Annotated in this window: 17 protein-coding genes; 6 read left to right on the plus strand and 11 right to left on the minus strand. The window is 62.3% G+C overall.

The genetic code is table 11. From position 1 onward, the window contains the following. Positions 1-165 precede the first annotated feature (165 nt). A complete protein-coding gene (gene pepN, locus FHT92_RS03215) occupies positions 166-2,814 on the plus strand; it encodes an aminopeptidase N (protein WP_183822472.1) in 2,649 nt (882 codons plus the stop codon). A gap of 203 nt (positions 2,815-3,017) precedes the next feature. Continuing rightward, on the plus strand, positions 3,018-5,333 hold the full coding sequence (locus FHT92_RS03220; protein WP_183822474.1) for a PAS domain-containing sensor histidine kinase: 2,316 nt from the start codon (positions 3,018-3,020) through the stop codon (positions 5,331-5,333). Between the two features lie 11 nt (positions 5,334-5,344). Here the strand turns inward: FHT92_RS03220 and FHT92_RS03225 are convergent, their stop codons facing one another. The 4 genes from FHT92_RS03225 to FHT92_RS03240 all read right to left on the minus strand — a co-directional run bounded on the left by FHT92_RS03225 (position 5,345) and on the right by FHT92_RS03240 (position 12,189). Beyond that, entirely contained in the window at positions 5,345-8,302 is a 2,958-nt protein-coding gene (locus FHT92_RS03225) for a bifunctional [glutamine synthetase] adenylyltransferase/[glutamine synthetase]-adenylyl-L-tyrosine phosphorylase (RefSeq protein ID WP_183822476.1), read from the minus strand. Between the two features lie 81 nt (positions 8,303-8,383). After that, positions 8,384-9,790: a HAMP domain-containing sensor histidine kinase gene (locus FHT92_RS03230; RefSeq protein ID WP_183822478.1), complete on the minus strand. Its 1,407-nt coding sequence runs from the start codon at positions 9,788-9,790 to the stop codon at positions 8,384-8,386. Continuing rightward, positions 9,787-10,533 (minus strand): response regulator transcription factor, encoded by a 747-nt coding sequence (locus FHT92_RS03235; protein WP_183744585.1) that lies wholly within the window; start codon positions 10,531-10,533, stop codon positions 9,787-9,789. The genes FHT92_RS03230 and FHT92_RS03235 overlap by 4 nt, the downstream gene beginning before the upstream one ends. A 99-nt stretch (positions 10,534-10,632) precedes the next feature. Further along, a complete protein-coding gene (locus FHT92_RS03240; RefSeq protein WP_183744588.1) occupies positions 10,633-12,189 on the minus strand; it encodes a Do family serine endopeptidase in 1,557 nt (518 codons plus the stop codon). A gap of 230 nt (positions 12,190-12,419) precedes the next feature. Here FHT92_RS03240 and FHT92_RS03245 point away from each other — a divergent pair, with 230 nt between their 5' ends. The 4 genes from FHT92_RS03245 to FHT92_RS03260 are packed head-to-tail and all read left to right on the plus strand — an operon-like array spanning position 12,420 to position 14,090. Continuing rightward, entirely contained in the window at positions 12,420-12,767 is a 348-nt protein-coding gene (locus tag FHT92_RS03245) for a helix-turn-helix transcriptional regulator (RefSeq protein WP_183822479.1), read from the plus strand. A gap of 38 nt (positions 12,768-12,805) precedes the next feature. Next, positions 12,806-13,282: an SRPBCC domain-containing protein gene (locus tag FHT92_RS03250; RefSeq protein WP_183822480.1), complete on the plus strand. Its 477-nt coding sequence runs from the start codon at positions 12,806-12,808 to the stop codon at positions 13,280-13,282. A gap of 5 nt (positions 13,283-13,287) precedes the next feature. Beyond that, positions 13,288-13,704, plus strand: coding sequence for a VOC family protein (locus FHT92_RS03255; RefSeq protein WP_183744596.1), 417 nt, complete (start codon positions 13,288-13,290; stop codon positions 13,702-13,704). Beyond that, positions 13,701-14,090: a DoxX family protein gene (locus FHT92_RS03260; RefSeq protein WP_183744599.1), complete on the plus strand. Its 390-nt coding sequence runs from the start codon at positions 13,701-13,703 to the stop codon at positions 14,088-14,090. The genes FHT92_RS03255 and FHT92_RS03260 overlap by 4 nt, the downstream gene beginning before the upstream one ends. 38 nt (positions 14,091-14,128) lie before the next feature. Here the strand turns inward: FHT92_RS03260 and FHT92_RS03265 are convergent, their stop codons facing one another. The 7 genes from FHT92_RS03265 to FHT92_RS03295 form a co-directional block, all read right to left on the minus strand. After that, complete coding sequence (locus tag FHT92_RS03265) at positions 14,129-14,584, minus strand: cytochrome c-type biogenesis protein CcmH (protein ID WP_183822481.1); 456 nt, start codon at positions 14,582-14,584, stop codon at positions 14,129-14,131. Beyond that, positions 14,581-16,584: a heme lyase CcmF/NrfE family subunit gene (locus tag FHT92_RS03270; RefSeq protein ID WP_183822483.1), complete on the minus strand. Its 2,004-nt coding sequence runs from the start codon at positions 16,582-16,584 to the stop codon at positions 14,581-14,583. Before FHT92_RS03270 ends, FHT92_RS03265 begins: the two co-directional genes overlap by 4 nt. Further along, entirely contained in the window at positions 16,581-17,108 is a 528-nt protein-coding gene (gene ccmE, locus FHT92_RS03275; protein WP_183822485.1) for a cytochrome c maturation protein CcmE, read from the minus strand. Before ccmE ends, FHT92_RS03270 begins: the two co-directional genes overlap by 4 nt. Then, complete coding sequence (gene ccmI, locus FHT92_RS03280) at positions 17,105-18,277, minus strand: c-type cytochrome biogenesis protein CcmI (RefSeq protein WP_183822487.1); 1,173 nt, start codon at positions 18,275-18,277, stop codon at positions 17,105-17,107. Before ccmI ends, ccmE begins: the two co-directional genes overlap by 4 nt. A 99-nt stretch (positions 18,278-18,376) precedes the next feature. Beyond that, complete coding sequence (locus FHT92_RS03285) at positions 18,377-18,805, minus strand: hypothetical protein (RefSeq protein ID WP_183744614.1); 429 nt, start codon at positions 18,803-18,805, stop codon at positions 18,377-18,379. A gap of 120 nt (positions 18,806-18,925) precedes the next feature. Next, positions 18,926-20,329 (minus strand): sensor histidine kinase, encoded by a 1,404-nt coding sequence (locus FHT92_RS03290; RefSeq protein ID WP_183744617.1) that lies wholly within the window; start codon positions 20,327-20,329, stop codon positions 18,926-18,928. Then, positions 20,319-20,990, minus strand: coding sequence for a response regulator transcription factor (locus FHT92_RS03295; RefSeq protein ID WP_183744619.1), 672 nt, complete (start codon positions 20,988-20,990; stop codon positions 20,319-20,321). The genes FHT92_RS03290 and FHT92_RS03295 overlap by 11 nt, the downstream gene beginning before the upstream one ends. Between the last annotated feature and the right edge of the window lie 2 nt (positions 20,991-20,992).

Raw genomic sequence — 20,992 nt, forward strand, 5'->3', positions numbered from 1 at the left:
GCATGCACGATAATTCGACCATAATAATTTGGCTGTGAACTTCTCGTTCACTGCCAATTTGCTTTAAGTTTAGTTCAGACTTTAATGTAATCATGGCCGCCAATTTCAGCAGAGCGCGCCCCGCCTCTGCATTCGGCCATTGTCTAAAAAAGGTCTTCAGGCAACATGCGAACAGATACCGGTCAGGTCGTCAATCTGGCAGATTACCGCCCAACAGATTTCGTGCTGGAACGCGTCGACCTGACCTTCGAACTGGATCCGACGGAAACAAAGGTGGAAGCCCGGCTGATCTTCCATCGCCGCGAAGGTGCCGATGTCTCCGCTCCCCTTGTTCTCGACGGCGACGAACTCAATCTTTCCAGCCTTCTCTTCGACCAGAACGAATTGGCGCCGGAGCGCTACACGGTAACGGCCGAAAGCCTCACCATCCGCGACCTGCCGGAAACAGCGCCTTTCGAAGTGACCGTCACCACGATCATCAATCCGGAAGCCAATACCCAGCTGATGGGTCTTTACCGCACGAGCGGCATCTATTGCACGCAATGCGAGGCCGAAGGCTTCCGCCGCATCACCTATTTCCCCGACCGGCCGGATGTGCTGGCGCCCTATACGGTCAACATTATCGCCGACAAGGATGCCAATCCGCTGCTCCTGTCGAACGGCAATTTCCTTGGCGGCGCCGGCTATGGTCCGGGCAAGCATTTCGCCGCCTGGTTCGACCCGCATCCGAAGCCGAGCTATCTCTTCGCGCTGGTTGCCGGTGATCTAGGCGTCGTCGAAGACACGTTCACCACGATGTCCGGCCGCGAGGTCGTGCTGAAGATCTATGTCGAACATGGCAAGGAGCCGCGCGCAGCCTATGCCATGGACGCGCTGAAGCGTTCGATGAAGTGGGATGAAGACGTGTTCGGGCGCGAATACGATCTCGATATCTTCATGATCGTCGCCGTGTCCGACTTCAACATGGGGGCCATGGAGAACAAGGGCCTCAACATCTTCAACGACAAATACGTGCTCGCCGACCCTGAAACGGCGACCGATGCCGATTACGCCAATATCGAAGCGATCATCGCGCATGAATATTTCCATAACTGGACAGGCAATCGCATTACCTGCCGCGACTGGTTCCAGCTCTGCCTCAAGGAAGGCCTGACCGTTTATCGCGACCACGAATTCTCGTCGGATCAGCGCTCGCGCCCGGTCAAGCGCATCGCCGAAGTTCGCCACCTGAAATCCGAGCAGTTCCCGGAAGACGGTGGCCCGCTCGCCCATCCGGTGCGCCCGACCAAGTATCGCGAGATCAACAACTTCTATACGACGACGGTCTACGAGAAGGGCAGCGAAGTCACGCGCATGATCGCGACCTTGCTCGGCCGCGAGACCTTCAAGAAGGGCATGGCCCTCTATTTCGATCGCCATGACGGGCAGGCCGTCACGATCGAGGATTTCGTCAAATGCTTCGAGGATGCGAGCGGCCGCGACCTTTCGCAGTTCTCGCTCTGGTACCATCAGGCAGGTACGCCGCTGGTCACCGCCTCCGGCACCTATGATGCAGGCGCCAAGACTTTCAGCTTGTCGCTGGAACAGATGATCCCCGCTACCCCCGGCCAGCCGACCAAGGAGCCGATGCACATTCCGCTGAGCCTCGCGCTCTTTGCTGAGGACGGCTCCAAGATCGAGCCTGCTACCGTCGACGGCGCCGAATATGCCGGCGAGGTGTTGCATTTGACGGAACGGACTCAGACGGCCGTCTTCCACGGCGTTGCCTCGCGTCCTGTTGTTTCGATCAACCGCAGCTTTTCCGCACCGATCAACCTGCATTTCGACCAGAGCCCGGCTGATCTGGCCCTGCTCGCCCGCTACGAGACGGATCATTTCGCCCGCTGGCAGGCGCTGACGGATCTGGCGCTGCCGAACCTCCTGAAGGCCGCCCGCGATGCCCGCGAGGGTGCGTCGATCGTCTGCGAACAGACCTTCGCCGATACGCTGATTGCGGCCGCCGCCGATGAGAGCCTCGAGCCCGCCTTCCGCGCCCAGGCGCTGGCCTTGCCGAGCGAGTCCGACATTGCCCGCGAACTCGGCAGCAACATCGATCCCGATGCCGTACATGCGGGCCGCCAGGCGATCCTGAAGCAGATCGCCGAAGCCGGCAAAGCCACCTTCGCGGCCCTCTATGACGCGATGATCACATCAGGCGAATTCAGCCCGGATGCCAAAAGCGCCGGTCGCCGCGCGCTGCGCAATACTGCCCTTACCTATCTCTCCTATGCCGAGAGCAGCCCGGCTCGTGCCAAGGCCGCCTTCGACGGCGCCAACAACATGACCGATCTCAGCCATGCGCTGACGATCCTCGCCCATCGCTTCCCCGACAGCGCAGAGGCAAAGGCGGCACTCGAAGCCTTCCGCAGCCGTTTCCAGGAAAATGCGCTCGTCGTCGACAAGTGGTTTGCGATCCAGGCCGGCATTCCCGGACAGGGCGCAGTCGATCGCGTCAAGGCACTGATGGAAAACCCGCTCTTCAAGCGGACCAACCCGAACCGCATGCGCTCGCTGGTCGGCACCTTCGCCTTCGGCAATCCGACCGGCTTCGGCCGCGCCGACGGCGAAGGCTATCGCTTTCTGGCCAGCCAGATCCTCGATATCGACCAGCGCAACCCTCAGCTTGCCGCACGCCTGCTGACCTCGATGCGCTCCTGGCGCTCGCTGGAACCGGTCCGTGCCGATCATGCACGCTCGGCATTGCTCGAGATCGAAGGGGCAGCCAACCTTTCGACCGATGTCCGCGATATCGTCGAGCGCACCCTTAAGGGGTGATTTGTCGTAATGATTTGCCGCCTGGCTGTCTTGAGTTCTTCAGGCAGCCAGGCCGGCCATTGACGAATCCCTGTGAAAAACCAGCAATCACAAATGGTTAACAAATTTTTACCGTCAGCTCTGGACAAGGCGAATCACGCATGATTCTCTGTATGTAGTTCGAGCGAGCGGCGCGCGAATCACACGAGGGATCAGGTTCAGAGATGATGGACGTGCGGCGGGCAACCGCGGCCGAAGGACGGCTGCGTGTCGATTTTGGCGGGCTCAAAGCCTGGCGCGACAGCCTGTCCGGAAATGCTGCGAAAGCTCCTGAACCATTGCTGCGCCACCTGCCGAAGGCAGAGCTTCTCCTGAAGCGCACGATCCCCGTTCTGATCGTCGCCTTCCTTGCCGTCGTGGCGGCCTCGCATTTCTTCGGCATGGTCAGCGAATATAGCCGCATGGAAGCCTCCGCGCGCCATGCGACGGCGCTCTCGGCTGCAACGGCGGCCGCAGTCTTTGCCGATGCGACCGATCTCTTCGACGGCGGCGGCGCCGCGGAGGCGCAAGCGCGACTTGCGAAATTCCTGCCGCAGGACCGGCTGGAAAACGGCGCCTTCGTGCTGCTGGTGGAGGCGAGCGGCAAGGTGTTTGCAGCAACGACGGCCGGCGCCACCTATGTCGGCGCCGATGTCTCCGCCCTCTTCCCCGAGATATCCGCCATCCGCCGCTTCGGCGACCGCTCCGATGTCATCGAAACCAGCATCGGCGGCGAGCTGCACTATGCCGAGATTTCCCTGATGGGCACGGCCGGCGGCTATATCGTTTCCGCCACCTCGCTCAACGAGATCAACCGTCTCTGGCGCGAGGAACTGACCCTCAACGTCACGCTGTTTGCCGGCATTTCCTCCATCCTGCTCGTCGTCCTTTACGCCTATTACATGCAGGTGAAGCGGGCACGCGATGCCGACGACATCTTCCTGGAATCCAATCTCAGGGTCGAGACGGCGCTGTCGCGCGGCCGCTGCGGCCTCTGGGATTTCGATTTCCACAATCGCGAATTCTTCTGGTCACGCTCGATGTACGACATGCTCGGGCTTGCCGGCTCCGACAAGACGATGAGCTTTGCCGATGCGGCACGGCTCATGCACCCGGAGGATAACGGGTTGCACGAGATCGCCCGCGCCGTCGCCAAGGGTGATTCCGGCCAGGTCGATCAGATCTTCCGCATGCGCCACGCGAGCGGTCACTATGTCTGGATGCGCGCCCGCGCCCAGGTGATCCGCGGCCATTCCGGCCGCGTGCACATGATCGGCATCGCCATGGACGTGACCGAGCAGCATCGGCTTGCTCAACGCTACGCCGAGGCCGACCAGCGTCTGGCCGATGCTATCGAGTGCACTTCAGAAGCCTTCGTGCTATGGGACAAGAACGACCGGCTCGTCATGTGCAACGCGCATTTCCAGCAGGCCTACGGTCTTCCCGACAGCGTGCTCGTGCCTGGCACCGAGCGCACGGTCGTCCACGCCGCAGCGGCACGCCCGGTGATCGAGCGGCGTATCGCCGATGCCGACGGCTCCGGCTATTCGCGCACCACGGAAGTGCAGCTGGCCGACGAGCGCTGGCTGCAGATCAACGAGCGCCGCACCCGCGACGGCGGCCGCGTATCCGTCGGCACCGACATCACGCCCTTGAAGCGCCATCAGGAGCGCCTGCGCGATTCCGAGCGCCGGCTGATGGCGACGATCAACGACCTCTCCGCCTCGCGCCAGACGCTGGAACTGCAGAAGGCCGAGCTTTCGACCGCCAATTCCAACTATCTCGCGGAGAAAGAGCGTGCGGAAGCGGCCAACAAGGCGAAGTCGGAATTCCTGGCCAATATGTCGCACGAGCTGCGCACGCCGCTCAACGCCATCCTCGGCTTCTCGGAAATCCTGCAGAACCAGATGTTCGGACCGCTCGGCTCAGCCAAGTACAATGAATATGCCCGCGATATCCATGACAGCGGCAAGCATCTGCTCAACGTCATCAACGATATTCTTGACATGTCGAAGATCGAGGCAGGCCATATGCTGCTGTCGCGCGAGCCCACCGACCTTGCGCCGCTGATCGAGGAAAGCCTGCGCTTTACCGCCATTCCGGCAGCCGAAAAGAACATCGTCATCGAACAGCGCATCTCCTCGGGCATGACGCTGATGGCCGACCGCCGCGCCATGAAGCAGGTGCTGCTGAACCTGCTCTCCAATGCCGTGAAGTTCACCAATGAGGGCGGGCGCATCGCTGTACGCACCCGCCGTGTCGCCGATGGCGTCATGGTCACTATCGCCGATACCGGCATCGGCATTCCCCAGACGGCGTTGAACAAGATCGGCCAGCCTTTCGAGCAGGTGCAGAGCCAATATGCCAAGAGCAAGGGCGGCTCCGGCCTCGGTCTCGCCATCTCGCGCTCGCTGACCAATCTGCATGGCGGCAGCATGAAGATTCGCTCCCGCGAATCTATCGGTACGGTGATCTCGCTGCGCATTCCCGATCACGGCTGACGCGGATAGGCTTAAGCCCTTACAACCGTCTGGAAGACCTTGCGGACGGCTTTGGAGAGCCGCTTCACTTCACCCTCCAAAGTCTTGATGTCAGGGCAGTCTCCAGCCCGGCAGACGAGCTCGGTCAGGCCGGCGGGTGCCTCCTTCGGATCGAAGAGGCCGTCAATGCAGAGACGGATCAGTTGCGAAAGCTCGGTATAGAGCGCGAAAGCTTCGAGGCAGGTATCGAGGTCGCCCGAGCCCATCAGCTTCTCGCCGAGAGCCTTCAGGGCAGCACCTGTCGTGAGGCCGTTGATCTTTATTTCGACGCCTTTTTCCGGCGCAATCAGGGCAAGATATTGAGCGATGAATTCGATATCGACGACGCCGCCCGGAATGAGCTTGAGGTCCCAGGCGTTATCAGGCGCTTTCTCTTTCTCGATCAGGTCGCGCATCTCGGCCACGTCATGGGCGACTTTGGCGATGTCCCGCTTTGTCCGGAGCACATCTGTGATGATAGCTTCCGCCTCGCCGATCAGGCTTTGATCGCCGCAGATCAGCCGGGCGCGCGACAGCGCCATATGTTCCCAGGTCCAGGCCTCCTCGCGCTGGTATTTGCCGAAGGCATTGATGCGGGTTGCAACCGGCCCCTTGTTGCCGGAGGGGCGAAGCCGCATGTCGACTTCATAAAGTACGCCTTCGGCCGTGGGGGCCGAGAGGGCGGCAATCAGACGCTGGGTGATGCGGGTGAAGTACCGTGTCGCATCGAGCGGCTTTGCACCGTCGGATTCGCCGGCGGCATCGTCGTAGTCGTAAAGCAGGATGAGGTCGATATCGGAACCCGCCGTCAGTTCGAAGCTGCCGAGCTTGCCCATGCCGGCAATCGCAATCCGTCCGCCGGGATAATTGCCGTGTGCGAGGCGGATCTCGTTCGTGACCGCGTCCAGAGCGGCTTCAATGATGAGATCGGCGAGATGGGTGAAGGCACGAGCCGCCATGTCGCCGTTGATCGAGCCCGTGAGCAGGCGGATACCGATCAGGAAGCGCTGCTCGGACGCGAAGATACGCAGCCTGTCCAGTATCTCTTCATAGTGCCGCGCCTGCACCAGCGAGGCCTTCAGCCGCTCGCCGAGATAATCGCGCGTCGGCAGTTCCGCCATCAATCCGGGGTCGAGCATGCCGTCGAAGACATGCGGTCTGGCGGCGATGACTTCCGCGAGCTTCGGCGCAGAGGACATGATGTTGACAATGAGTGAGAGCAGCGCCGGATTGCTGCCAAGCAGCGAGAAAAGCTGGATGCCCGCCGGCAGACCGGAAATAAAGCTGTCGAAACGCAGCAGCGCCTCGTCCGCCCGCTTGCTTTCACCGAAGACGCGCAGGAGCTCGGGCGTCAGCTCCGTCAGGCGCTCGCGCGCCTCGACCGATTGGGTGGCGCGGTAGCGGCCGTAATGCCAGGTGCGGATGATGCGGGAAATATCCGAAGGACGCTCGAAGCCGAGTTTCCTCAGCGTTTCCAGCGTATCGGGATCGTCCCCCTGGCCGGTAAAGACGAGATTGCCGGTGCCCACAGAGAGTTTGGTTTCCTGTTCGAAGAGGTCTGCATAACGCCGCTCGACCGCCTTCAGCACCTCCACCAGGCGTTCGGAAAAACTCGGCGTATCATTGAAGCCCATCAAGAAGGCGATGCGCTTCAGTTCCGCGTCCGTCTCCGGAAGAAGATGGGTCTGCTCGTCGCGCACCATCTGGATGCGGTGCTCGACGTCCCTAAGGAACCAATAGGCTTCCGTGAGCTCATCGCGGGTTTCTGCATCGATCCATTTTGCCCTCGTGAGTTCGCAGAGCGTCTCCTCCGTCACGCGGGAGCGAAGAGTGGGCATGCGGCCGCCGGCAATTAGTTGCTGGGTCTGCACGAAGAACTCGATCTCGCGGATGCCGCCACGGCCGAGCTTGACGTTGTGGCCTTTCACGGCAATCGCACCATGGCCCTTGTGGGCGTGGATCTGCCGCTTGATGGAATGGATATCGGCAATCGCCGCATAATCGAGATATTTGCGGAAGACGAAGGGAGCGAGGCCGCGCAGGAACTGCTCGCCGGCCGCGATATCGCCGGCAACCGCACGGGCCTTGATGAAGGCGGCCCGCTCCCAGTTCTGCCCCCTGCCTTCGTAATAGATCATGGCCGCATCGACGGGGATTGCGAGCGGCGTGGAGCCGGGATCGGGCCGCAGCCTGAGATCGGTGCGGAAGACATAACCATCCGCGGTGCGTTCCTGCAGGATACGCACCAGCCGCCGCATCATGCGCGGAAAGATCTCGATCGCGTCGTCAGGGTCGGGCACGATGCCGGCCTCTTCGTCAAAGAAGACGACGAGGTCGATATCGGAGGAATAGTTGAGTTCGGAAGCGCCCAGCTTGCCCATGCCGAGAACGATCAGGCCGGAGCCTTCGCTCGGTGCAGCGATATTTTTCAGCTTCAGCTTGCCACTCTGGTGGGTAGACAGCAGCAGGTGATCGACGGCGGCCGTGACCGAGGCCTCGGCAAGTTCGCTGAGCCAGGCCGTCGTCGTCCGGCCGTCAAAGATGCGTGAGAGATCGGCAAGGGCAATGAGGAAGGCCACTCTGCGCTTGATGATACGCAGCCTCGTCATCACCTGGCTTTCGCTCGGCGCGCTTCCATCACTGTCCGACTTCCAGCAATCGCGCGCCTCAGAAATCAGCGCCTCGATCTGCGGCTCCAGCGGATCGCTGATCGCAGAGGCAAGGATTGCCGGATCGAGATTGGCGATTTCGCGCAGGTAAGGGGAGAGCGTCAGGACAGCGGAGATAAAGTCCCGGAGCGGCCCCTCGGCCTTCAGCATATCGGCGACGACAGGCTCGCTCTTGCCGATATCCTGCAGATCGGCAAGAGCCGATTTCAGCTCCGCCTGGCTCAGCGGTCGCAGGAGCCCTCCAGTGACATCCTTCAGGCCGTGGTTCGATTTCGTCAGCATTCGCTCTCCCTGCCATGCTGCAATGCGACTTTAAACTAGGGTGTCAAAACGAAAGCGCCAATATGAAAATGATCAGGAAAATCAGGCTGGCTTAGCAGGGAAAACCATGCTGACGGTGAGGCCGGGGCGGTCGGCATGACCGGGCTCGGTATCGGACAGTTCCAGCGTGCCGCCATGCAGCTCCATGATTGCATCGACCAGCGAGAGACCGAGGCCGGTGCCCGGTTTCGAGCGGCTCTCGTCCAGGCGCACAAAGCGCTTCAGCACGTCCTCGCGCCGGTCGGGCGGGACGCCCGGGCCGTGATCGGCAACTGAGAGGCAGATGCCCTCGGGACGGCGGCTGAGCTTCACCGAGACGGAGCCTGCCCCTTCGGTATCGGCGGAATATTTGATCGCGTTGTCGAGCAGGTTGAAGATCGCCTGGCCGATCAGTTCGCGGTTGCCTAGGATCTCAAGGCCGGGCTCGATTTCCGAGATCAGCGTCATGCCGGCTTCGTCGGCGACCGGCTCATAGAGTTCGGCGCTGTCGGCGACGATGGCCGACAGTTCGATCGGCGACATTTCGGCGGCTACGGAGCCGGCCTCTACGCGAGAGATCATCAGCAGCGCATTGAAGGTGCGGATCAGTTGATCGGATTCGGAGATGATGCCTTCCAACGCGCTGCGTCGCACCTGACCGTCCTCGATGTCGAGCGCATCGGCTGCCTTGTTGCGCAGCCGCGTCAGCGGCGTCTTCAAATCGTGGGCGATATTGTCCGATACCTGCCGCAAGCCTTCGTTCAGCTTTTCGATGCGTTCCAGCATGTTGTTCAGCGAGACGGAGAGCCGGTCGAACTCGTCGCCCGAACCGCCGACCGGCAGACGCTGCGAGAGATCGCCGGCCATGATCTTCTTGCCGGCGTCCGACATGCGATCGATGCGCTTCAGTGCATTGCGGCCGATGCCGAACCAGATGATGATGGCGCCGAGACCCATGATGGCGAGCGCGATCATCAGCGCCTGGCGCACCAACTTGCGGAAACGTTCCGGCTCGCCGAGGTCGCGCCCGATCAGCACCCGCAGGCCGTTGTCGAGAACGAAGATGTTGGCGATCGCCGTATGCCCGACCACCCCGCTATCGGTGTAGCGCTGATACGTGAAGGGCACCGAGGTCCAGCCCTGTTCCTCGAAGACGCCCGGCTGCACGGAGGCGACGTTGCCGGCCAGTATGTCACCCGAGGGGCCGGCGATGAGATAGAGATTGGCGCCCGGCTGGCGGGCGCGCCGCTCCATCGTGCGCAGAAGCAGGTTCATTCCCCCGGCGTCATAGGCGCGCTGCACCTGCGTCACCTCCTGGGCAACCGCATCGCGGATCTGGCCGGACAGCAGCCGCTCCGACATCGCCGTCACGTAGACGACGAGCGTTGCGGCGCAGATGGCGAAGAGCAGAATATAAAGGGCCGAAAGGCGGACTGCTGTGGACTTGAAGAGAACCCAGAAACGGCTCATCCCTCGTCCTTGATCATATAACCCGCGCCGCGGATCGTCTTCAGCAGCGGCTGGCTGAAGTCCTTTTCGATCTTTGAGCGCAGGCGCGAGACATGCACGTCGATGACGTTGGTCTGCGGATCGAAATGGTAATCCCAGACATTCTCCAGCAGCATGGTGCGCGTTACCACCTGACCGGCATTCTTCATGAGATATTCCAGCAGGCGGAATTCGCGCGGCTGCAGCGGGATTTCCTTGCCGCCGCGGCGGACCTCATGGGAAAGGCGGTCGAGCTCGAGATCGCCAACGCGGTAGACCACGTCCTGATCGGGCGTGCCCTTGCGGCGGCCGAGCACTTCGACGCGGGCAAGCAGCTCACTGAAAGCGTAGGGCTTCGGAAGATAGTCGTCGCCGCCGGCGCGCAGGCCGGTCACCCGGTCGTCGACCTGGCCGAGGGCGGAAAGAATGAGAACGGGCGTATGGACGCCCTTGCGTCGCAGCTCGCTGATGACGGAGAGACCATCGCGACGCGGCAGCATGCGGTCGATGACGATCACGTCGTAGGTATTTTCCGATCCCATGAACAGGCCGCTCTCGCCGTCGCTTGCATGGTCGGCAACGATGCCTGCCTCGCGAAACGCTTTCGTGAGATAGACCGCCGCTTCCAGATCGTCTTCGATGATGAGAATCTTCATGCGGCCGACATTACCCGCCGGTTGCGTTTCGGCAAGGTTCAAAGCGTCTTCCTGTTGTGCGGTGGGCATCGCGGTCGTCCTTCGGATGTGAAGAATTTGGCAGATCTGGAGAATTTGGAACCGCGCAGCCTCTGCGCCTGCGCGGTTCCCGCCTTCTGAGGGCGGAGATCAGCCCTGACCGTTGATCGGAAGGGCGACGAAACGGCTGCCGTCCTTCGACTGGATCTGGAACAGCGCGCGGGTGCGGCCGTCCTTCTTGGCCTGGTTGATGACGCGGACGACATCGTCGGCGCTGGAGACCTCCTGGTTGTTGACCGAGGTGATCGTTTCGCCTTCCTTGATGCCCTTGTCGGCAGCATCCGAATTCGGATCGATGCCGGTGATGGCGAGGCCCTTGCCGTCATCCGACGGGCCGACCGTCAGGCCGAGATCGGCAAGCGCCTTCTCGGAAGCCGGCGGCTGAGCCTGCTGCTGATCGTTCTCGTCTTCTGCAGAAGCCTGCTGGTCGGCCGGCAGCGTGCCGAGTTCGACGGTCACGGACTGGGCCTTGCCCGAACGCCATACCGAAAGCTCGACCTTGCTGCCCGGCGTCATCGCGCCGATGCGGCGGCTGAGATCGCGGGCATCCTTGACCGGCTCACCATTGACGGCGGTGACGACGTCACCGGTCTTCATGCCGGCCTTCTGACCCGGCGTGCCTTCCTGTGCGGAGACGACCAGAGCGCCATTGGCTTCGGAGAGGCCGAGGGAGTCGGCAATGTCCTTGGTGACCGGCTGGATCTGAACGCCGAGGTAACCGCGCGAAACCGTGCCGTCCTTCATCAGGTCGGCAACGACATCCTTGGCGGTAGAGGCCGGGATTGCGAAGGCGATGCCGACGCTGCCACCCGACGGCGAGAAGATCGCCGTGTTGATGCCGACGACCTGGCCGTTGAGGTTGAAGGTCGGTCCGCCAGAGTTGCCGCGGTTCACGGCTGCGTCGACCTGCAGGTAATCGTCATAGGGGCCGGAGCCGATATCACGGCCGCGGGCCGAAACGATGCCCGCCGTGACCGTGCCGCCAAGGCCGAAGGGGTTGCCGACGGCGACGACCCAGTCACCGACACGGACCTTGTTGTCATCCGCCCAGTTCACGTAGGTGAATTTGCGGCCCTTGCCATCGACCTTCAGTACGGCGAGATCAGTGCGCGGGTCCTTGCCGATCAGCTTGGCATCGAGTTCGGTGCCGTCGTTCATGACAGCGACGAAGGCGGAGCCATCGGAAACGACGTGGTTGTTGGTGACGATATAGCCGTCTTCGCTAATGAAGAAGCCTGACCCTTGAGCGACCGGACGCAGGCGGCCCGGACCGCCCGGCTGGCCGAAGCGGCGCTGCTGGTTCTGGCCCTGGTGGCCCTGTTCACCGAATTGGCGGAAGAATGGCTTCAGAGCGTCGGGCAGATCATCGAAGCCGCGGCCGTTGAAATCGAAGGTGAAACCGTCGCCATCGTCGGAGGCCGGCTTGACGCGGCTTTCGACGCGGACGGAAACAACGGCCGGGGAAACGGCGTCAACGACATTGGCGAAGCTCGGAACCGAGGGAGACTGGACATTGACAGCCTCGGCATAGGAACGGGAGATCTCGACAGGGATACCGGTTGCGAGCACGGCGGCTGCCAGACCGGCAACGGTGGACGCCTGGAGCACCGTTTTGAGGGACGGACGTCCGCGGAAATTTTTCAGCATTAGAGCACCTTCTCTTCTTGTTCAGACCTTCGTTCCGGCGATGCCGGATCAGTGATGGACCGAGATATAGGACGCCGCACCTTACTGCGAACTGTCCGGTCCATGAAAAATTCGTAATGTCCCGACATTCTTTTGGTTGCACGCGGGATGTGAGAGATCGCATTTAACCGATTGGTTGACAATCCTGCTCCCAGCCTTTATTTAACCGTAAAGTTACATACGAGGCCATCATGCAGACCGACATTCTGAGCGCCGCTTTCGCAGCCCTCGCAGACCCCACGCGCCGGGCAATCATTGCGCGGCTTGCCGAAGGCGAGGCTTCGGTCAACGAACTCGCCGCCCCCTTCGACATGAGCCTTCCGGCAGTCTCGAAACATCTGAAAGTGCTGGAAAAGGCAGGCCTCATCAGCCGGGGCAAGGAGGCGCAATGGCGGCCGGCCAAGCTGGAGCCGATGGCGATGAAGAGCATTGCCGACTGGCTGGAGCAATACAGGCGCTTCTGGGAATCGAGCTTCGACCGGTTGGATGGCTATCTTCAGAAGATCCAGAAAGCGGACGACAGCAGCTCCCGCAACTGAACATCGACGCACATCTTAGTCAAACAGGGAAGAGAAGCATGGCCGATCAGCTGTCGCGCCCCACATTGCATATGCAGGGGATATTCGATGCACCGCGTGCGCTGTTATGGGCCGCCTGGACGCGGCCGGAAATGGTCGTCGCCTGGCTTGGTCCGGTGGAATGGCCAGCGGTCAGCGTCGTGCAGGACCTGCGTGTGGGTGGCTCCTACAGGGCATGCTTAAAGAATGCGGAGGATGGCCGCCTGCTATGGCAGAGCGGCGTTTACAGGGAGATCGAGGAGCCCTCGCGCCTGTCCTTCACCTTCCAGTGGGAGGGATCGCATGAGGATGGCGGACCGGTCGTAACCCTCGTGACCGTCGTCTTCGAGGAATTGGCCGATGGCCGTACGCGGATGGATTTCACCCATGCGGACCTGAAATCCGAGGAGAGTCTTGCTGGACACAGATATGGCTGGGAGAGCAGCTTCGGCAGGCTGGAAGGCTGGATTGCAACGCAGGGAAATCAAAGGGAGTGAGGACCATGAAACTCGTGACTAATCTCGTCTTCAAAGGCGAATGCCGGCAGGCCTTTGAATTCTACGCCAAAGTGCTCGGCGGCAAGCTGACGGGCATGCATACGTTCGGGGAGGCGCCCGGCGACATGCCGATCGATCCGTCCTTCAAGGACAAGATCATGCATGCCTGGCTCGATGTCGGTGACCAGTCGCTGATGGGCTGTGACGCTCCTCCCGGATATCAGGAGGATATGGGCGGCTTCAGCGCCACCTATCACAGTGAGGATGCGGCAGAGACCAGGCGGGTCTTCGACGCGCTCTCGGAGGGAGGCAAGGTGACCATGCCCTTCAACGCGACCTTCTGGTCGCCAGGTTTCGGCATGTTCACCGATCGCTTCGGCACACCCTGGATGGTCAACACGCTCCCGGCGGGTCAGCCATGAACGAAAAGGCCATGATCTGGACCGGTCGCGTGCTCACCGTGCTTTTTGCGCTCTTCATGCTCGGCGCATCGATTGCGCCCAAGCTTCTGGGCCTGCCGATTGCCGAGGAAACGATGACCCAGCTCGGATGGCCGAACGGATATGTGCTGATGATCGGCCTGATCGAGCTGACCTGCCTCCTGCTCTACCTCATCCCCCAGACGAGCGTCCTTGGGGCGGTGCTGATGATGGGGCTGCTCGGCGGCGCGATGGCGACGCAGATCCGGGCCGGAAGCCCGCTCTTCAGCCATATATTGTTCAGCATCTATCTCGGGCTGTTCATGTGGGGTGGGTTGTGGCTACGTGATCCTGCCATACGGGCGCTGTTTCCCTATCGGAAAGCTTGAAGATCAGCCGCTCCGCGGCCTATGCGGCGGAATGGTTTTTACTTTTCCAGCAACTCGTCGAGCCTTGCCTGTTCTTCGGCCGTCAGCTTGCTGCCGGTGGGTTTGCCGGCCCGTTTGCGGGCGAAGACGATGAGCGACGCCCCGCCGGCGAGGATCAGCAGCACGGGGGCACCCCAGAGCAGCAATGTGCGCACACTGAAACGCGGCTTCAAGAGCACGAACTCGCCGTAACGCGAGACGATGTAGTTCAGCACCTCGTCGTCGCTGTCGCCATCGGCGATGCGCTCGCGCACCAACAGGCGCAGATCCTTGGCGAGATCGGCATTGGAATCGTCGATCGACTGGTTCTGGCAGACCATGCAGCGCAGTTCCGCCGACAGTGTTCGCGCCCGGGCCTCAAGCGCGGGATCGGCGAGCATCTCGTTCGGGTTGACGGCGAAGGCTGGTGCCGCCGAGAGGATCAGGGTCAGAGCAAGCAGGAAACGCTTGATCATTCCGCCGGCTCCATGGCGGGTGCTGCCGGCTTGGCTGGCTTCGCCTTCGCCTTACGGCTCGGCGCCCCGACCCGCAGGCGCCGGTCGGTCAGCGACACGAAGCCGCCTGTCGCCATGATGAGCGCTCCACCCCAGATGCACAGGATGAACGGCTTCCACCAGATGCGCACGACGATGCCGCCATCCTTCGTCGCGTCGCCGAGCGACACATAGAGCTGGCTGAGCCCGAAGGTGAGAATACCGGCTTCGGTCGTCGGCATCTGCCTTGCTGTATAGAGCCGCTTGGCCGACCAGACATCGGCAATCTCTGCCCCGCCCCGGCGGATCGAGAAGTGGCCGCGGTCCTCGCTATAGTTCGGGCCGGTCGCCGGCTCAATGCCATCGAAGACGATGCTGTAGCCGCCGGCTTCGGTCCACTGGCCCTGCTTCATCTCGACCACATGTTCGGTCTGGAAGGTGGTGACCGCGACGATGCCGAGCACGGTGACGCCAAGCCCGGCATGGGCAAGGGCGGTGCCGAAGGCCGAGCGCGGCAGGCCGGTCAACCGTCGCCAGGCGATCTCCGCCTTCACCTTGCCGATGCCGGCGCGATACCAGAAATCGGCGATAGCGCCTAAGATCAGGAACAGGCCGGCGGCAAGGCCGAGCACGGCCATGACCGGACCGCCGTGCTGGATGTAGAAGAAGACGAGCGCTGCGGCGAACGCGAGACCCGCTACGACATAGAGCCGCTGCAGCGCGCCGAGCAGATCGCCGCGCTTCCAGGCAAGCAGTGGCCCGAAGGGCACGATGATCAAAAGCGGCGCCATCAGCAGGCCGAAGGTCAGGTTGAAGAAGGGCGGGCCGACGGAGATCTTATCGCCGGTCAGCGTTTCCAGGACCAGCGGATAGAGCGTGCCTGTTAGCACCGTGCCGCAGGCAACCGTCAGGATCAGGTTGTTGACGACGAGCGCCCCCTCGCGCGAGATCGGCGCAAACAACCCGCCGGCCGAGAGCAGCGGCGCGCGCAAGGCAAAGAGCGACAGCGCCCCGCCGATGAAGATCAGGAGGATGCAGAGGATGAAGACGCCTCTACTCGGGTCGCTGGCGAACGCATGCACCGAGGTCAGGACACCGGAGCGCACCAGGAAGGTGCCCATCAGCGACAGCGAGAAGGTGAGGATCGCCAGCAGCACCGTCCAGATCTTCAAGGCCTCGCGCTTTTCCATGACGAGCGCCGAGTGCAACAGGGCCGTGCCGGCAAGCCAGGGCATGAAGGAGGCGTTCTCCACCGGATCCCAGAACCACCAGCCGCCCCAGCCGAGTTCGTAATAGGCCCAGTAGGAGCCCATGGCGATGCCAAGCGTCAGGAAGGTCCAGGCGGCAAGCGTCCAGGGCCGCACCCAGCGCGCCCAGGCGGCATCGATGCGGCCGTCGAGAAGGGCGGCAACCGCAAAGGAGAAGCAGACGGAGAAGCCGACATAACCGAGATAGAGCAGCGGCGGATGGATGGCGAGCCCGACATCCTGCAGCACCGGGTTGAGGTCCCGGCCCTCGGCGGGGGCCGGATCGAGGCGGGCGAAGGGATTGGAGGTCAACAGGATGAAGAGGATGAAGGCGACCGAGATCCAGGCCTGGACCGAGAGCACATTGGCCTTCAGCGTCTCCGGCAGATTGCGCCCGAAGAGCGCCACCAGCGCGCTGAACAGGGCCAGGATCAAGAGCCAGAGCATCATCGAGCCCTCGTGATTGCCCCAGACGCCGGAATATTTGTAGATCAGCGGCACCAGCGAATGCGAGTTCTCCCAGACGTTCTGAACGGAGAAGTCGGAGACGACATGCGCATAGGTGAGCACGCCGAAGGAGAAGGCGACGAGGGCAAAGAGCAGGACGGAGCCCAAGGGCGCGACATCCATCATCGCCTGATCGCCGCGCCTGGCACCGATCACCGGCACGAGTGACAGGACGATCGCCGTTGCGAGCGCCAGAACCAGCGCATAGTGGCCGATCTCGATGATCATGGCGTTGCCTTCGTTTCCTGGCTCTTTGCTTCCGGACCCTTGGCTTCAGCACCTTGCGGCGCCCCACCCTGCGGTGCGGCTCCCTTACCCTCTTCCCACAGGCCCTGCGCCTTCAGCCTGTCGGCCACGTCCTTCGGCATATAGGTCTCGTCATGCTTGGCAAGCACGGTATCGGCGGTAAAGACGTTGCTGCCGGTCTCGAAGGTGCCTTCGGTCACCACCCCCTGCCCCTCGCGGAACAGGTCCGGCAGGATGCCCTGGTAGCGGACATTGACGATCTCACCGCTCGGGTCGGTCACCGCAAAGCGCACCACCGAGCCCTCGCCGCGCAGGACGCTGCCTGCTCCCACCAGGCCGCCGAGGCGGATGCGAGTGCCCGGTGCCACCGGCGTCTTGGCGAGATCGCCGGGCATATAGAAATAGGCGACCGACTGGCTGAAGGCGAACATCACGAGCAGCACGGCGACAAGGATGAAGCTCATGCCGCCGGCAATCACCGCCAGGCGTTTCTGCTTGCGCGTCATTTGCTCTTTCCTTCCGTGGCACTCGATCCTTCCGTGGCGATGCCGAGTTCCTTTGCCAGCGCCAAAAGCTGCCTGCCCTCTTCCCCCGATGCCGGGAAGGCGGCAAGCCCGCGCTTTACGGCAGCCGCGGCGCGATCTTTATCGTCTAAAACGGCGTAAGAGCGGACAAGACGCATCCAGCCCTCGAAATTATCAGGATCGGCAGACAGTTTGGCATCCAGGCTTTCCACCATGGCGCGGATCATCTGCTGCCGATCGCCGCTACTCATCGTCTCAGCTGCCGCCACATCCTCGGAAGTCGGGCCGCCCGGAACGGACGGTGGGGTCGCAGGCGGTACTTGCCCTGCTACCGCCGTGCCGCCGTTCCTGGCGATGTGCTCGTTGACCAGCGGCAGCCAGGGGGCATCGGCAGGCGATTGCTTGGCCAGCGCCTCGAAGGCGCCACGCGCCTCTTCCGGCCGCCCCGCCTGCTCCATGCTCAGGGCAACGTAAAAGCGGGCACGCGGGTTGTTCGGCTCAAGGGAGAGCGACTGTTCGAGCACCTTGCGTGCATCTTCCGTCACCACACCTTCGGAGATCGCCATCAGCGTTTCGGCAAGACCGTCGAGGCGAGCGGGGTTTGGACCAAGTAAGCGAATGGCGTTACGATAGGCGGTCTCGGCATCGGAAACGCGCATGGTGCTGAAATAGATCGGTGCCAGCACATCCCAGCCCTTGCCGTCGTCGGGATTCTGCGCCAGATGCCGCTCCGCCTTGGCGACGAGAACGGCCATGTCGCTGCCGGGATTGGCAAGCCGCGCCTCAAGCGGCTGGGACGGCAGATCTGGCCTGCCGGTATTCATGTAAAGACAGAGCCCGATGACGGGCAGGAGCAGCACTATGAAGGCTTCGGTCGCGCGGTGATGCCGCGCCGGCTTGCGTGCCTCGGCCGGAGCAGCACCTGAAACGGCGATCAGCCGCCGGCCGATCTCGGCCCGCGCATATTCGGCCTCGTCGGCACTGATCAAGCCGCCGGAGAGATCCCTGTCGAGTTCGCGCAACTGATCGCGATAGACGGCCGCCTCACCGGCGCGCGTATCCTCGACCGCCTTCGCTCCACGCAAAAGAGGGTAAAGCAGAATGGCGGCAACGGCCGCCGTCAGGACGGCCACGAGAATCCAGAACAGCATATCGGCTCAATTACTTGAAGCGCGCTCTCATTCCAACCGGCAATGCCGAGATGACGAAGATTTGAGGCTTTTGGCCGCAAGGATAACGAGCAAGAGAGTTCAGCCGAGTGGCGACCAGGTACCGTTTTCGTTGCGACAGGCGGCACCGCGCGCCAGCGTATCCTTGCCGTCGACCGTCACCGTATGGGTGTATTGTCGGCAGTTCTGCGAGCCGACCTGATAGGGTGCTGCCGCCACGACACTGCCCTTGGCGCTGTGTCCGGTCCAGGTGACCGGCTGGCCGACGGCAGCGCCTTCGAGCGCCCGGTATTCCGCTTCCAGTGCCCGCTGCTTGTCACTGTCACCAAGCTCCACGCCGGTGCGGGCGACGATGCCGCCCTGCAATGCCGCGATGAACGCAGCCGAAGCCGGGGGTTTGCCGCCGCCAAAAAGACCGCGCGTAGCGGCGCCCTTCGTCGTCGTGCAGCCAGAGAGCGCAATGGCGACAACCAGGGAAGAAACGATCATGCCTTGCCAACGTAGAGTCATTGCAATCGAACCACGATCAGGGGTGTCAGTTGAGCCGATCGAAGTGCAGTGTCCCCGTGTCAGCATTAAGGCAATGCATGCTATACATTTGCCACTATCTTTGTGACATCAAGCAGTTGCTCATGCAACATCCTTTGTCACACCCGGCAGGATAAGCTTGGCTTTCAGCCCGCCCCACTCCCCGCGCGTGAGCTCCAGACGGCCCTGGTACTCGTTGGAAATCTCCGTGACGATCGAGAGGCCGAGGCCGGTACCGGGCTTGCTCTCGTCCAGCCGACGCCCGCGCTTCAGCGCCTCGCGGATCTGGTCGGGTTCCAGTCCGGGGCCGTCGTCCTCGACGGCAAGTTCCACCCAATGCTTGCGGGGACTTGCCTCTATTCCCTTCACGTCATCACCGGCTTCGACGGCCGAGAGACGCACCTTGCTCTTGGCAAAACGGGCGGCGTTTTCCAGAAGATTGCCGACCGTCTCCTCGAGGTCCTGCTGCTCCATGGCGACGGCCAGATGCGGCGGCTGGACGATCAGCTCGAATTCGGTTTCGACGTTTAGGCGGCGCATGACGCGCACCAATCGTTCCAGTGCCGGTTCGGCATCGGTACGCGCAAGCACGGATTCACGCTGGGCGGCAATGCGCGCGCGGTTGAGGTAGGATTGCACCTGGCCCTGCATGGCCTCGGCCTGATTGCGCACGAGATCGCCATGCGACCTTTCGAGCACGCGCGCTTCATTGAGCAGCACGGCAATCGGCGTCTTCAGGGAGTGGGCAAGATTGCCAACCTGCATGCGCGCCCGCTCGACGATGCGGCGATTGCTGTCGATCAGCGCGTTGACCTCGTTGGCAAGCGGCAGGATTTCACGGGGGAAATCGCCCTTCAGCTGCTCGCTTTCGCCGGCGCGGATACGCTCAAGGGCTGCGCGGGCCTTATCCAGCGGTCTGAGGCCATAGAGAATGGCGAGCGCATTGACGATGAGACTGCCGACACCGAAGCCTGCGAGCGCCAGATAGAGCCGGTGAGAGAAGTTGCGGACATCGTCTTCCACGACATCGACATTGCCTGTCACACGGACGCGGGCGGCACGGCCATCGGTGTCGAGCACGACTTCCGTTTCTGCCACTTGCACGCGGTTACCGGAGGCATCCATCACTTGATAATAGCGCTCGTAGTTTTTGTCGAAGGGCGCCTCGACGACCGACAGCACGGGGATAGTCGCGGAACCCAACGACGGCGAGACGAGCGGCGCTGTCGTATAGGTGCCGAGCGGCTCGACCACCCAGTACCACCCTGTCTTCGGCTGGGCGAAGCGCAGGTCGCCGAGCTGGGGACTGCCGGACAGCGCGCCCTGATCGCCGATCGTCACGGAATTGATAACGTTGTAGAGCTGCGCACGCAGCAGGTCCTGAAAGCCGCGTTCGGCGCTGCGTCTATAGAGTGTCGAGATCAAAAGGCCGATCACCACCAGCGCCACTGTCGACCAGACCGTGGTCAGAAGCAGCACGCGTGCGGTGAGCGACTTAATTCGCATTGGTCGGCGCTTGGATGCGGTAACCGAGCCCGCGCACCGTTTCGATCAGATCGACACCCATCTTCTTGCGCAGGCGGCCGACGAAGACTTCGATCGTATTGGAATCGCGGTCGAAATCCTGATCGTACATATGCTCGACGAGCTCCGTGCGAGAAACAACCTCGCCCATGTGATGCATGAGATAGGCAAGCAGCCGGTATTCGTGCGAGGTGAGCTTCAGCGCCACGCCGTTGACGATTGCCTTCGAGCTCTTTGTGTCGAGCCGCACCGGGCCGCAGACGATTTCCGAGGAGGCGTGGCCGGCGGCGCGGCGGATGAGCGCGCGGATGCGGGCGAGCACTTCTTCGACATGGAAGGGCTTGGTCACATAGTCGTCGGCGCCGGCATCGATACCGGCAACCTTGTCGCTCCACCTGTCGCGGGCAGTCAGGATCAGAACCGGCATCGTGCGGCCGGCGCCGCGCCATTTTTCGAGCACCGTGACGCCGTCCAATTCGGGCAGGCCAATGTCGAGGATGATGGCGTCATAGGGTTCGGTATCGCCGAGGAAGTGTCCCTCCTCACCGTCGAACGCCTGATCGACGACGTATCCCGCCTCTTTCAGCGTGTCGCTCAGCTGCCGGTTCAGATTGACGTCGTCTTCGACTACCAGAATGCGCATCG

Origin of the sequence: Rhizobium sp. BK377 (assembly GCF_014193935.1) — a bacterium.
Lineage (GTDB): Bacteria > Pseudomonadota > Alphaproteobacteria > Rhizobiales > Rhizobiaceae > Rhizobium.